The sequence below is a fragment of the Streptococcus thoraltensis DSM 12221 genome, from assembly GCF_000380145.1.
Lineage (GTDB): Bacteria > Bacillota > Bacilli > Lactobacillales > Streptococcaceae > Streptococcus > Streptococcus thoraltensis.
The window spans coordinates 107,629-122,001 of sequence record NZ_KB904620.1; the positions used below are offsets into that span (position 1 = coordinate 107,629).

General features: G+C 38.3%; 12 protein-coding genes. 10 read left to right on the top strand and 2 right to left on the bottom strand.

Translation table 11 applies throughout. From position 1 onward, the window contains the following. The first annotated feature begins 22 nt into the window (after positions 1 to 22). The 10 genes from A3IA_RS0108620 to A3IA_RS0108665 all read left to right on the top strand — a co-directional run bounded on the left by A3IA_RS0108620 (position 23) and on the right by A3IA_RS0108665 (position 11,740). The gene (locus tag A3IA_RS0108620; protein WP_018380923.1) at positions 23 to 985 is read left to right on the top strand and encodes a competence protein CoiA; all 963 of its coding nucleotides are present in this window, start codon (positions 23 to 25) and stop codon (positions 983 to 985) included. Beyond that, on the top strand, positions 982 to 2,784 hold the full coding sequence (gene pepF, locus A3IA_RS0108625) for an oligoendopeptidase F (protein ID WP_018380924.1): 1,803 nt from the start codon (positions 982 to 984) through the stop codon (positions 2,782 to 2,784). The genes A3IA_RS0108620 and pepF overlap by 4 nt, the downstream gene beginning before the upstream one ends. A gap of 12 nt (positions 2,785 to 2,796) precedes the next feature. After that, positions 2,797 to 3,201 carry a hypothetical protein gene (locus tag A3IA_RS0108630; RefSeq protein WP_018380925.1) on the top strand — a complete coding sequence of 135 codons (405 nt, stop codon included), beginning with the start codon at positions 2,797 to 2,799 and terminating at the stop codon, positions 3,199 to 3,201. A gap of 649 nt (positions 3,202 to 3,850) precedes the next feature. Then, positions 3,851 to 4,465 carry an HAD-IA family hydrolase gene (locus A3IA_RS0108635; RefSeq protein WP_018380926.1) on the top strand — a complete coding sequence of 205 codons (615 nt, stop codon included), beginning with the start codon at positions 3,851 to 3,853 and terminating at the stop codon, positions 4,463 to 4,465. 251 nt (positions 4,466 to 4,716) lie between these two features. Continuing rightward, a complete protein-coding gene (locus A3IA_RS0108640; protein WP_018380927.1) occupies positions 4,717 to 5,424 on the top strand; it encodes an O-methyltransferase in 708 nt (235 codons plus the stop codon). A gap of 97 nt (positions 5,425 to 5,521) precedes the next feature. Then, positions 5,522 to 6,451, top strand: coding sequence for a peptidylprolyl isomerase PrsA (prsA, locus tag A3IA_RS0108645; protein ID WP_018380928.1), 930 nt, complete (start codon positions 5,522 to 5,524; stop codon positions 6,449 to 6,451). A gap of 234 nt (positions 6,452 to 6,685) precedes the next feature. Then, positions 6,686 to 7,183 carry an LURP-one-related/scramblase family protein gene (locus A3IA_RS0108650; protein WP_018380929.1) on the top strand — a complete coding sequence of 166 codons (498 nt, stop codon included), beginning with the start codon at positions 6,686 to 6,688 and terminating at the stop codon, positions 7,181 to 7,183. Between the two features lie 79 nt (positions 7,184 to 7,262). After that, positions 7,263 to 9,881, top strand: coding sequence for an alanine--tRNA ligase (alaS, locus tag A3IA_RS0108655; RefSeq protein WP_018380930.1), 2,619 nt, complete (start codon positions 7,263 to 7,265; stop codon positions 9,879 to 9,881). Positions 9,882 to 10,142: 261 nt separating this feature from the next. Continuing rightward, positions 10,143 to 11,543, top strand: coding sequence for an APC family permease (locus A3IA_RS0108660; protein ID WP_026217647.1), 1,401 nt, complete (start codon positions 10,143 to 10,145; stop codon positions 11,541 to 11,543). 11 nt (positions 11,544 to 11,554) lie between these two features. Beyond that, positions 11,555 to 11,740, top strand: a complete 186-nt coding sequence (locus A3IA_RS0108665; protein WP_018380932.1) for a hypothetical protein — start codon at positions 11,555 to 11,557, stop codon at positions 11,738 to 11,740. A 37-nt stretch (positions 11,741 to 11,777) separates the two neighbouring features. On the opposite strand, the gene A3IA_RS0108670 is transcribed toward A3IA_RS0108665, so the two are convergent. Together A3IA_RS0108670 and nrdF are read right to left on the bottom strand one after the other, a co-directional pair. Next, entirely contained in the window at positions 11,778 to 12,680 is a 903-nt protein-coding gene (locus tag A3IA_RS0108670) for a cation transporter (protein ID WP_018380933.1), read from the bottom strand. A gap of 354 nt (positions 12,681 to 13,034) precedes the next feature. Further along, on the bottom strand, positions 13,035 to 14,000 hold the full coding sequence (gene nrdF, locus A3IA_RS0108675; protein WP_018380934.1) for a class 1b ribonucleoside-diphosphate reductase subunit beta: 966 nt from the start codon (positions 13,998 to 14,000) through the stop codon (positions 13,035 to 13,037). Positions 14,001 to 14,373 lie beyond the last annotated feature (373 nt).

The window sequence follows — 14,373 nt, forward strand, 5'->3', positions numbered from 1 at the left end:
GTATTGATAGGTAGGAGGAGTTATGTTAATTGCAAAAACAGTTGATGGACGGTTGGTAAAGGCATTTGATGATGACATAAATGGGATGGAATACTATTGTCCGGTGTGTTTGGGACCTGTTCGTTTCAAAAAAGGAGCGATTAAAACATGGCATTTTGCCCATCTATCAACTCAAAATTGTCAATTTAATTTTGAAAACGAATCAGCTGAACATTTATCATTGAAAGCTAAGATGTTTACTTCTTTATCTCAGAATTATCCAGTTGAAATTGAAAAATACTTATCTAAATATCAACAAATAGCAGATATTTTTGTTGCTCCTAAATTAGTATTGGAAGTTCAATGCTCACCCATCAGCGCTCAGAAGTTGCAAGAGAGAACAAGATCGTATCAAAGTCAGGGACTTTACCCCATTTGGTTGTTTGGCGAAAAGTTGTGGTTGAAGAAGCGCTTATCGGCATTTCAGAGGAGTGTTCTCTCTTATAGCGATTGGATTGGCTTTTACTTTTGGGAGCTGGATAATGCTAAAGAGGAGTTAAGATTACACTATTTAATCCATGAAAAATTGAATGGAGAACTTGTCTATTTAACGAAATCCTGTTCTTTTTCTGGTAATATCATGGCATTGTTGCGCTTTCCTTTTCAAAAAAAGAAGGTTGTTCGTTTGACTTGTTCTTGTATGGCAGACCCTCAAACATTTATTCAAAAACAACTTTTTTATAAAAATCCAAAATGGTTAAGAGAGCAGGAATTGGCTTATCAGCGTGGAGAGAACTTGTTGATGCAGGAAACTGACTTTTTCTTCCCACAAATTAAACCACCGCAAATCAATTATCAGAATTATCCAAAACCTGAAAAAATCGAGCGCTATTTTAAGCAGTTTGAGAGTTACTACAAAAATCAAAGGCTGAAAACTTCTCAGACTCTATACCCTCCCCTCTTTTATGATAAAATGATAGAAAAGCAAACAAGGAGAATGAAATGACTGATAATCGTAGCCACTTGAAACAAGAAGAAACCTGGGATTTGAGCACTATTTTTGAGACGGATCAAGCGTGGGAAGTAGAGCGTCAAGCTTTAGAAAGTGATTTGAAAGCTGCTCAAAACGATGCAGGTCACCTCTTAGATTCAGCTAAAAGTTTATTGGATATTACGGAAACCTCTCTAGAATTGATGCGTCGTCTAGAGAAATTATACGTGTACGCTTCTATGAAAAACGATCAAGACACAACGATTGCAACCTATCAAGAGATGGAAGCGAAGGCAACGGCTTTGTCATCACTTTACAGTCAAACCTATGCCTTTTATGAGCCTGAGTTCTTAACTATGACTACAGAGCAGTTAGAAGCCTATAAGGTAGAAGAGCCTAGACTTGTTTCTTATGATCATTATTTTGAAAAATTATTGGCAGCTAAGGATCATGTCTTGTCGCAAGAAGCTGAAGAATTATTAGCGGGTGCGTCTGAAATTTTTGGTTCTGCAGCTGAAACCTTCTCTATCTTTGACAACGCTGATGTGACCTATCCTTGGGTTACTAATGATGAGGGAGAGCTTGTCGAATTAACGCATGGCAACTTTATTAGCCTTATGGAATCTAAAAATCGAGAGGTTCGTAAAGGTGCCTATGAAGCCTACTACGGTGTTTATGAGCAGTTCCAACACACCTATGCTAAAACCTTACAAACCAATGTTAAGGTTCACAATTATAAGGCAAAAGTTCGTGGCTATAAATCAGCTCGCCATGCAGCTCTTTCAGCCAATTTTATCCCTGAAGAAGTTTATGATACTTTATTGGCGGTTGTGAATAAGCATTTGCCGCTCTTACATCGCTACATGAAGTTACGTCAGGATTTACTGGGTCTTGATGAGCTTAAGATGTATGATGTTTATACGCCGCTGTCAGATCATGATATGGCTATTACATATCCAGAAGCCCTTGAAAAATCTCGTCAGGTTTTGACTATCTTTGGTAAAGATTATAGTGAGCGAGTTGACCGCGCCTTTTCAGAACGTTGGATTGACGCTCATGTTAATAAAGGCAAGCGTTCGGGGGCATATTCTGGTGGTTCATACGATACCAATGCCTTTATGCTCCTCAATTGGCAAGATACTTTAGACAATCTTTATACCTTAATTCATGAAACAGGGCACAGCTTGCATTCAACCTTTACACGTGAAAATCAACCATATGTCTATGGGGATTACAGCATCTTCTTGGCTGAAATTGCCTCAACGACCAATGAAAATATCTTGACAGAAACACTGCTTGAAGAAGTAACCGATGATAAAGAGCGCTTTGCGATTCTCAACCACTATTTGGATGGCTTTAAAGGAACGATTTTCCGTCAAACGCAGTTTGCAGAATTTGAATTAGCCATCCACAAGGCTGACCAAGAAGGTAAAGTTTTGACCAGTGATTTTCTTAACAAAACATACGCTGCGCTTAATGAAAAATATTATGGCTTAGCAGCTGATGATAATCATGACATTCAGTTTGAGTGGGCTCGTATACCGCATTTCTACTATAATTTCTATGTCTATCAATACGCGACTGGTTTTGCGGCTGCTTCATACCTAGCAGATAGAATTGTTCATGGAACAGACCAAGACCGAGAGAACTATTTAGACTACCTCAAAGCTGGTAATTCTGATTATCCACTAAATGTCATTGCTAAAGCAGGCGTGGACATGACAAGCGCTGACTATCTAGAAGGGGCTTTCAACGTTTTTGAAGATCGCTTAGAAGAATTGGAAAACTTAATTGCAAAACTAGGCGCTAAATAGGAGTCATTGGCTATGCTTGGACGTTTGTTTAACGATCAATCTATGGTTTTGAAAAAATTAGATAAACCAATAACGATTTTTAAAAAGAAAGGCGATTATTTTTATCTTAAAGAAAATCCTAAGGATGTGCTTAAGGTAACAAAACTTGTTTTCAGCCCGCCATTACCCTATATTGGACCTGGCGTATCAAAAGGAGCCGTAGCTGGTGCTGGAGCTTATGCAACCATAGGAAAAGATCTCTTAAAAGGTGCCATCATTGGTGACTGGTTAGAAAAAAGAAGAAAAGGTAACGCTTCTAGCGCGAGAGTTCATCAGATGTCCTTGATTTTAGAGTCTGAGACCGGACGACAAGAAGTGATTGAAATGAAGGTTAAGCAGGATTCTGCCATCACTATTTACCGATTTTTCAAAGAATAATGCCAAAGCAACTAGGTCGAATCAAATTGATCTGGTTACTTTGGTATAATGGCATAGAGTGTGATTATGTCATGGGAAAATAGTAATAACCAATGGAAATACAGACGATTGATTTTGGAAGATTTGCCCAAAAGGTAAAAGCATTGGAAAATGGTACAGACAAGCCAGATTGCTCAACACTAACCAACTACTATGCTTTGAGATGCGGAAGATGTGGCGAGACTTCCGGTCGTTGGCTAATTATCGTTTTTTGAATTCACTTTGAGACACGGTCGCTTTCGACTTGCTGTACTCATATTCAAGGAATATCAAGTACTATCGGCGTCTCAGTTTTTTGCCTGAAAGTTAATTCATTTGATAATAAAAGGTGATTTAGCAAGAGAAGTAGCTCATATCGGCTAAGTCCTCTCACTGAAACACAGGCAAAGAGGAGTCATGACAACTTTACTATAGCTTGCTTTATTAAAGTATCAAGAACGTGGGATTTCAAAAGAATGATTGCTGCCAATGAACATAGTCAAGCAAGCCGATGACTGTTTATAAGGCTGGTGAATGCTTAGAGAATCTCACTGTGCTTGGGTGAATTACCCTAGTCAATAGATGACAGGTCAAAGGATTGTCCGTTATGGAATAAAATTGGAGAAAAAAGATGACTAAGACAACTTTTATATGGGATTTCGATGGCACTTTAGTAGATTCTTATCCAGCTATTCTGGAATCATTGGAGGTTACTTATCGAGCATTTCAAATTCCATTTGATGCTACTCATGTGGAAAAGTATATTCTAGAAAAATCTACTGGTGATTTATTATTAGAACTGGAAAGGACACATGGTATTTCGTTCGAGCGTTTAAAGAAAAAGCAATCGATAGAACAGGCGGCGCGTGATGATAGTATTGTCTTAATGCCAGGAGCTAGAGAGATTTTGGAATGGACAAGAAAACAGGGGATTCAAAATATCATCTATACGCACAAGGGGGCAACTACCGAGTCAGTTTTGAAGAGATTGGGCATCTTTGACTATTTTACAGAGGTCGTAACCTCAGCGAATGGTTTTAAACGAAAACCACATCCTCAAGCAGTGGATTATCTTATGGAAAAATACCATTTAACCAGAGAATCAACGGTCTATATAGGCGATAGGAGTATTGATATGGCCTTGGCTTTTAATGCTGGTATCAAGTCAATTAATCTGACGCAAGCAGAAAATGAGTTTAATCATAGGGTAACTAAATTGACGGATATTGTTGATCTTGTAGATTAATTACGCTTTTGTTGGTGAACAATACTGGAACTTGGTCATGGCTTTTTCTGATGTCAAGTCACCTTCTTGATAAGTCTGAATGAGAACTAGTAACCAGCATCCATCAGTCCACTTTAAATCACATTCCTAACAAGCGCATCGCTTATCTAGCTGATAAACTCACAGAACTAGCTGAATAATCTCTTTGCGCGTATGTCGTGTCTCGATAATACAGGATTGACATTTGTCTAGGCATAAAATATACTGAAACTATGGTAGAAAGTTATTCAGAAAACGCAAACCACAATATGAGACGTCCTATTGTTAAGGAAGAAATTGTGGATTATATGCGGACACACTTATTAGAAAATCAAGGACATTTGGCAGAGATTGAAGCTTTTGCCCATGAGCATAATATTCCGATTATACAACATGAAGTAGTAGCTTACTTTCGTTTGTTGATGCAGTCTTTGGCTCCTAAGCATATTTTAGAAATTGGGACAGCGATTGGTTTTTCAGCACTTTTAATGGCAGAATTTGCACCAGAATCGCAAATCACAACCATCGATCGTAACCCTGAGATGATTGGCTTGGCTAAGGAAAATTTTGACAAATATGACAGTCGCAAACAAATTAGGCTTTTAGAAGGTGATGCGGTTGATTTAATCAGTGATTTGGATCAAGACTATGATTTTGTTTTCATGGATTCAGCTAAATCTAAGTATATTGTTTTCCTACCGGAAATTCTTAAGCATGTCAAAAAAGGTGGTATAATTGTTTTTGACGATATTTTCCAAGGAGGAGATATTGCCAAACCGATTGAAGAGATCAGACGTGGTCAGAGAACAATCTACCGTGGTTTACATCGACTCTTTGATAGCACACTAAAACATCCCGGCTTAACGGCTAGTCTTATCCCAATGAGTGATGGTTTATTAATGCTTCGAAAAGATGAGGATGAAGTCATCTTATCAGATTAAGTCACATTTAAGTTAACTTATGCTATAATGGAAAATGTTAATGAAAGTGGGAGTAATCCAAAAGTGATTGACTCCCTTTTTAAAGGAGTTCCACAAAATGAAAAAACAAACAAAATTGTTGTCAGGTGTTGTTACCTTTATGTCAGTATTAGCACTGGCTGCTTGTTCGCAAGAAGCCAGTCCAAAGGACAATCTTGTTACAATGAAAGGCGATACCATTACAGTATCAGACTTTTACAATCAAGCTAAAGATACGACTGCTGGGCGACAAGCTATGCTTACATTGGTTCTTGATCGTGTTTTTCAAGAGCAGTACGGTGATAAAATTAGTGATAAAGAAGTCACTAAAGCCTATAACGAACAAGTTGATGCCTACGGTTCAAACTTTTCAGCTGCTCTGACATCAGCTGGTATGACGGAAAAAACCTATAAGCAACAAATTCGAGTTAAAAAAATGATTGAGTATGCTGTTGAAAAAGCCGCTAAGAAGGAGCTAACAGACAGTAATTATCAAAAAGCTTATCAAGCCTATACGCCAGAAACTACAGCAGAAGTTATTAAATTAGATACTGAAGAAAAAGCTAAGGAAGTGCTTGAAAAAGCTAAGGCTGAAGGAGCTGATTTTGCGAAAGTTGCTAAGGATAATACCAAGTCTGATAAAGTAGACTACAAGTTTGATTCATCAGACACAACCCTACCAAAAGAAGTTAAAGATGCAGCCTTCAAACTTAAGGAAGGTGAAGTTTCAGAACTTGTAAAAGTTGTTGATACAACGAACTATAAACCAAACTACTATATTGTCAAAACAATCAAAAAAGAAAGTAAAAATCCAGATTGGAAAACGTACAAAAAACGTTTGACAGAAACCATTCTTAACGAGAAAAAATCAGACGCGACTTTCCAAAACCAAGTAATTGGTAAAACACTTGAGAAAGCCAATGTAAAAATCAAAGATAAGAGCTTTAGTAATATCCTGTCACAGTATACTGCGACAGACTCAAACACGTCGTCAAGTTCTTCAAAATAGTCGTTCTTGACCAAAAGAAGAAAAAACATTATAATGCAAACAGTGAGAATAATTTTTTAGAAGTCTTCTTCAGAAAGCTGATGGTTGCTGCGAATCAGTGAGACTTAAAAGATTTGCTACTTACTGTAACAATTTGACATAATAAAGAGAATGACAAGTTCATTGAATGAAGGTGGTACCGCGGTTTTTCGCCCTTCGTTTTGTGGACTTGTCTTATTTTTTGGAGGAAATCCTATGAAGACTTTTCAAGTTAAACAAAAACTATTGTCTTTAGGTGGTAAATTTACGATTGCTGATAATTTAGGCATACCAACCTATCAAGTCGAAGGCTCTTTTCTAAAAATTCCCAAAACGTTTACGATAACAGATATGAAAGGGCGACAAGTCAGTCGAATTGAAAAGAAAACAATCAGTTTTTTACCCCAATTTAAGGTTAAGTTAGCAGATGGGAATTGTTTTACCATCAAGAAATCATGGACTTTTTTTAAATCTCGTTATCAGATTGAAGGTCTGGGAATTGATGTCAAAGGGAATGTCTGGGATCTATCATTTAATTTGCAAAAAGATGGACAGCAGATTGCTAGTATTAGGCAAGATTTATGGCATCTGACCTCGACTTATACCGTAGAAATCTACGATGAAGCCTATAGTGACTTGGTCATTTCCTTGGTTATAGCAATCGATTATGTCAAAGAGCAAGAAGCATCACAGGCCTCATCTAGTTCTGTTTAATGAATGACGTTTGAACCATGATAGACTAGTTGAATGAAAATAAAACCGCCAAAAAGCCTACACAAAAAAGGAGATAGTAATGAAATCTTTATCATCAGCAGAAATCCGTCAAATGTGGCTTGATTTCTGGAAATCAAAAGGGCACTCTGTTGAGCCATCAGCCAACTTGGTTCCCGTTAATGACCCAACGCTTCTTTGGATTAATTCAGGTGTAGCCACCCTCAAAAAATATTTTGATGGTTCCGTTATTCCTGAAAATCCTCGCATTACCAATGCTCAAAAATCAATTCGTACTAACGATATTGAAAATGTTGGTAAAACCGCTCGTCATCATACCATGTTTGAAATGCTTGGAAACTTCTCAATCGGTGATTATTTCCGTGACGAAGCGATCGAGTGGGGCTTTGAACTCTTAACAAGCCCTGAATGGTTTGCTTTTCCAAAAGAAAAACTCTACATTACTTACTATCCTGATGATAAGGATTCCTACAATCGTTGGATTGCCTTGGGCGTAGAACCAGATCATCTTGTTCCACTGGAAGAAAACTTCTGGGAAATAGGTGCCGGTCCTTCTGGTCCAGACACAGAGATTTTCTTTGACCGTGGGGAAGCTTTTGATCCTGAAAATATCGGTATCCGTCTGCTTGAAGAAGATTTGGAAAATGACCGTTACATCGAAATCTGGAATATCGTATTGTCACAATTTAATGCAGATCCTGAAATTCCACGTTCTGAGTACAAAGAATTACCAAGCAAAAACATTGATACGGGTGCAGGTTTAGAACGTCTGGCAGCTATTTTCCAAGGAGCAAAAACAAACTTTGAAACAGATCTCTTCATGCCCATCATTAATGAAGTAGAAGCCTTATCAGGTAAAACCTACGATCCAGATGGCGATAACATGAGCTTCAAGGTAATTGCCGACCACATTCGTGCCCTTTCATTTGCTATTGGTGATGGTGCGCTTCCGGGAAATGAAGGACGCGGTTACGTTCTTCGTCGCCTTCTTCGTCGTGCAGTTATGCATGGTCGCCGTTTGGGGATTACTGATGCTTTCCTTTACAAACTTGTACCAACTGTAGCTCGTATCATGGAAAGCTATTATCCAGAAGTTCTTGAAAAACGTGACTTTATTGAAAAAATTGTCAAACGTGAAGAGGAGACTTTTGCTCGTACCATTGATGCTGGTAGTGGTCATTTGGAAGAACTCTTAACGGAGCTTAAAGCAGCTGGCAAAGACACACTTGAAGGTAAAGCTATCTTCAAACTTTATGATACATATGGATTCCCAGTCGAATTGACCGAAGAACTAGCTGAAGACGCTGGCTACAAAATTGACCACGAAGGCTTCAAAGCAGCCATGAAAGAGCAACAAGACCGCGCGCGTGCGGCTGTTGTCAAAGGTGGTTCAATGGGTATGCAAAATGAAACCCTCGCTGGTATTGTAGAACCGTCGGAGTTTGTTTACTACGTCAATAACTTAGAATCAAATCTTTCTGTTATCGTTGTAGATAATGAACGTTCTGAAGTTGTCTCTGAAGGTCAAGCGCTTCTTGTTTTCGATAAAACACCATTCTATGCAGAAATGGGTGGACAAGTAGCAGACCATGGTGTTATCAAAAATGACAAGGGTGATATTGTTGCGAAAGTGACTGATGTTCAAAAAGCTCCTAATGGTCAGGCGCTTCACACGGTTGATGTTCTAGCAAGCCTTTCAACTGGTACAAGTTACTCACTTGAAATCGATACAGATCGTCGTTTCTCAGTAGAAAAAAACCACACAGCAACCCACTTGCTACATGCAGCCCTACACAATATCATTGGCGAACACGCCACTCAGGCAGGTTCTTTGAACGAAGAGAGCTTTCTACGCTTTGACTTCACACACTTTGAAGCTGTAACACCAGAAGAGCTTCGTCAACTGGAGACACAAGTCAACGAACAAATCTGGAATGCTATTGCAGTTAAAACTGTTGAAACAGATGTGGATACTGCCAAAGAAATGGGTGCTATGGCTCTCTTTGGTGAAAAATACGGCAAAGTTGTCCGTGTTGTTACCATTGGTGATTATTCTGTCGAACTTTGTGGTGGTACGCACGTATCAAATACTTCTGAAATTGGACTCTTCAAGATTGTCAAAGAAGAAGGTATCGGATCAGGAACTCGTCGTATCTTAGCTGTTACTGGTAAAGAAGCCTTCCAAGCCTTCCGCGATCAAGAAGACGCTCTAAAAACAATTGCAACAACTCTTAAAGTTCCCCAATTGAAGGAAGTTCCAAATAAGGTAAATAGCCTTAACGAACAAGTTCGTGACCTTCAAAAAGAAAATGCTGAACTCAAAGAAAAAGCAGCAGCAGCACAAGCAGGAGATGTCTTTAAAGATGTCAAGGAAGCTAGTGGCTTGCGCTACATTGCTACACAGGTTGAAGTGGCAGACGCAGGTGCCCTTCGTACCTTTGCTGATAACTGGAAACAAAAAGACTACTCCGATGTTCTTGTTCTTGCAGCAAAGATTGGTGAGAAGGTCAATGTTCTAGTGGCAAGCAAATCTAAAAAAGTTCACGCAGGAAACACCATTAAAGCCCTCGCACCAATCGTAGCCGGTCGTGGTGGTGGTAAACCAGACATGGCTATGGCTGGAGGTTCAGATGCTTCTAAAATTGCTGACTTGTTAGCAGCAGTGCCAGAGCAGTTTTAATAAGACAATGCAACCAAGTTCAAAAAAGAACTTGGTTTTTGTCTCAATTCAAAACAGTCCGTAACTTCTTTAAATAGATGCCTTTTATTTAACTTTTTTATAGTATTTTAGGAAAAAATTATTGTGTTAATAATTTAGGTAAAAACCATGTGCTGATACTTGGTTTTTTGCATATTTCGACGATTTCGATGATTTTTATGATAAAATAGATAAGTTGAGTTTTCTTTTGAAAATCATAAATTTTTATTTATAAAGGGGAAAATAGTGACTATTTTTCGTCAAAAAAATACCAGTCTTGATAAGACTGAGATGAAGCGCCATCTCAAAGTTATTGACCTTGTCTTTCTAGGGCTCGGATCAATGGTAGGAACTGGCATCTTCACTATTACAGGGATTGGAGCAGCACAATATGCTGGACCAGCTCTGATTGTTTCAATTACGCTATCAGCCATTGCTGTAGGGATTTTTGCTCTCTTTTACGCTGAGTTTGCCTCACGCATTCCTGCAAACGGCGGTGCCTATTCTTATATTTATGCCACACTAGGCGAGTTTCCAGCCTGGATAGCCGGCTGGATGATTATTCTAGAGTTTCTCTTTGCGGTCTCTAGTGTAGCTTCTGGATGGAGTTCTTATCTGAAAGGTTTGCTTGCTAATTATGGCATCCAGTTGCCTGCTGCTATTAATGGTACCTTCAATCCTGCCAAAGGTCAGTATATCGACCTCTTACCAGTTTTAGTGATGTTCTTTGTAACAGCCATTGTCCTTATGGATTCTAAGAAAGCAATGCGTTTCAACAGTGCTTTGGTGGTTCTCAAGTTTTCAGCCTTAGCCTTATTTATTCTTTTAGGACTTTTCTTCCTTAAACCTGAAAATTGGACACCTTTTTCACCGTTCGGTTGGGGAAATCCTGTTGGAGGACAGTCAGGGATACTGGCAGGTGCTTCCATCATGTTCTTTGCCTTTCTTGGTTTTGAATCCATTTCCACAGCAGTCGATGAAGTTCATGATCCACAGAAAAAAGTGCCAAAAGGGATCACCCTATCCTTGATTATCGTGACAGCTATTTATATGGTCGTTACCTTGATTCTAACCGGTATGGTTCATTACACTCAACTCAATGTGTCCGATGCCGTTGCTTATGCCCTTCGTTCTGTAGGCTTGAGCTGGGCTGGTAATTATGTGTCAGTTGTTGCTATTTTGACTTTGATAACAGTGTGTATCTCTATGACTTTTGCCTTGTCACGAACCATTTATAGTATCAGTCGAGATGGCTTACTCCCCAAAGCATTGAGTCAAGTTACTAAGAAATCACGCATTCCAAGAAATGCGACGTTAGTGACTGGTCTAGGGGCGATGGTATTTGCTGGTATGGTGCCACTAGCAAGCTTAGCAGAGTTTGTTAACATCACAACACTTGCTTATCTAATGCTTTTAGCCATTGCTATTATTGTTTTACGTAGGCAGCAAGGTCTACCAAAAGATGGCGAGTTCAAAGTGCCATTTGTGCCAGTGTTGCCTATTTTTGCAATTGTGATTTGCTTAGTGTTTATGAGCCAATATCAAGCAGTGACATGGATTGCTTTCTTGGTATCCTTGGTTCTTGGAACCTTAATTTATTTCGGCTATGGTTACAAACATTCAACCATTAATGATGAGAAATAGTAGGTATTTCCATGCTTAAAAAAATCATAGTCATTTCAATTATTTTTATGTCAATTGCAACAATTGCTCATCTGATCATGTCTGCTATGGCTTTTAATAATGGTGCTAGTCTTAGTCAAAATATCTTAAATGGGATTCTATCAATCGTCTTTCTCAGTATTATCAAAACCTTATTTGAACTCAGAAAAACAAAATAACCAAGCAGAGTATACGCTCTACTTGGTTTTTTCATGTCTAAAATGCAAACTCAACAGTTACGAATTCAAAAGAATCTCGTAAATCTTCAAGGAGAAATGGTTTGAGATTAACCGAGTGTGAAATGAGGTCTAAATCAGTCGGATCAAGAATATGTACACGGATACTTATATGAGTACCTTGTTTGTAAATAAAAATATCCAAATCATGGTAGTGCTTATTGAAATGAGTTTGGAAAATATCATGGATGAGTGTTACGATTTGTTTGTTTCGTGTTGGTGATTGTGTGAATTCCTTAAAAGAATCCGTTAAAACAGCTAGGGGCTCTTTGTAGGAAAAAATAACAAGGATTAAGGTGATAAAAAAATCCGCTGTATAGTGGAGGAAGCCAAGGCTACTTTCTATCGGAATGATTTTGAGGAGTAAAATGGAAATACCAACGCCCGCAGAAATAAGCCCATCGATAAAATTTCCTTTGCTTTCAGCCGCAATAATTGTGGATAAATTATTGATTTGATGATTTTTCTGACGATTATAAAAACCTAAACTAAAACACAGGATAACCATCGTAATGGTGTAGGGAAGAACCAGATTTGTCTCAATGAGACTCCCTTTTCCTTGGCTAAAATAGGCGTACGCAGCAGCACTGGTTTCTAAGAGTGTGATGATTAGCAACATAAGCGTAGCGATGGATTTTAAAATACCGTATAGTGGCTCTAAGAAATACATACCATTTGGAAAAGTAGCTGTTTTACGATGACTATTGATAGAGATGAAGACGGCTGCCAAAGTTGATATGAATGCAATTAAGGAGAAAACACCATCTAAAAGAAGGGCGTTTAAATCAGTTACAATATAGATAATCAGCCCAGCAAGCCCAATGATAAAATTTCCAATTGTTGAGACAATGAGTGACTGCCTCTCAACTTGTTTTTGAGTCATACCTGCTCCTTAAAAAAGAATTTCTTAGTTTTTAGTCTTTTGAGTCAACTTTGCTCTATCGTCACTTTCGATTTGCCCTACTCATACTCAATGAAAATCAAAAGCAGACTAGGCGACACGCATGCAGATAGAACTGAAGGTCATCAAATCAAGTTAACAAGGTCAGCTTTTGATTTTCAAAGAGTATCAAGTACTGTCCGCGTCTCAACTCCTTGTCTAAAAGTTAAGTCATTTGACTATAGTATAACAATTTTAAGAGGCTACTTCAAATGTAAATGAAATAGTCAGATAGTTTTTAAAGCAAAAAAACCAAGCAAAGAAGCCTGGTTTTTGGTTGAAATTCAGAAAATCGTTTTAAAGTCCCATGTTATAATCGTCATCTTGCATAGCTTCAACACTACCAAGGAGATAGCCATTACCAACCTGACTGAAGAAGTCATGGTTGGAGGTCCCTGTTGAAATACCATTCATAACAATCGGGTTAACATCATTTGCAGTATCTGGGAAAAGCGGATCTTGCCCCAGATTCATGAGAGCTTTGTTAGCGTTGTAACGAAGGAAAGTCATCACTTCCTCAGTCCAGCCGACATTGTCATAAAGCGTTTTGGTGTATAATTCCTCATTCTCATAGAGACTATAGAGTAAATCATACATCCATTCGCGGAATTCTTCTTGTTTTTCTTCTGGTAATTCATTGAAACCTAATTGGAATTTATAACCGATATAAGTTCCGTGAACAGATTCGTCACGGATAATCAATTTGATAATTTCAGCGACGTTAGCTAGCTTATTATTGCCAAGATAATAAAGTGGGGTAAAGAAACCAGAGTAGAATAAGAAGGTTTCTAGGAAGGTAGAAGCGACTTTCTTTTGAAGAGCATCACCGTTTTTATAAATTTCATTGATAATTTCAGCCTTACGTTGGAGGTAAGGATTGGTATTTGTCCACTCAAAAATATCTTCAATCTCTTTTTTAGTGTTTAGAGTTGAAAAGATAGAAGAGTACGATTTAGCATGGACAGATTCCATAAACTGGATATTGTTGAGAACAGCTTCTTCGTGAGGTGTACGAACATCGGCACGAATAGCTTCGACACCTGTTTCAGATTGAAGAGTATCAAGAAGGGTAAGACCACCGAAAACTTTACCGACAAGATCTTTTTCTTCGGCAGAAAGCTTACGCCAATCATCTAAGTCATTTGATAGGGGGATACGAGTATCAAGCCAGAATTGTTCCGTCAATTTTTCCCAAGTGGACTTATCGATAACATCCTCGATTTCATTCCAGTTGATAGCTTCATAATAAGTAAAATGTGACATGGGGACTCCTTAAAAACAGAAATAGTAAAAAACTTACGCTTATAGTTTAACATGAACAAGCAGCCAACTTCAAAATAAGCTGGCTGAATGTTTACTAAAGTTGCGGACAAGAAAGGGTAGTGTATGTAGAGTGAAGAAGCAACTCTAAGCAGTGCTAGGGGCTAGCAGGGCTTTATTTGACTTATCTATCAATTATAGTCTTTGAAAATCAACTTCAAACGTCCTTGACGTGATTTGATGAACTTTAGTGCTATCTGCATTGGTGTTGTTTCGTCTGATTTTGAGTTTCATTGAACATGAATCATTCATTCTTAATAGCTATAATAAATAGTAAGTTGCTAAGAGGCATTAGTTGCTATCAACCACTTTTCAA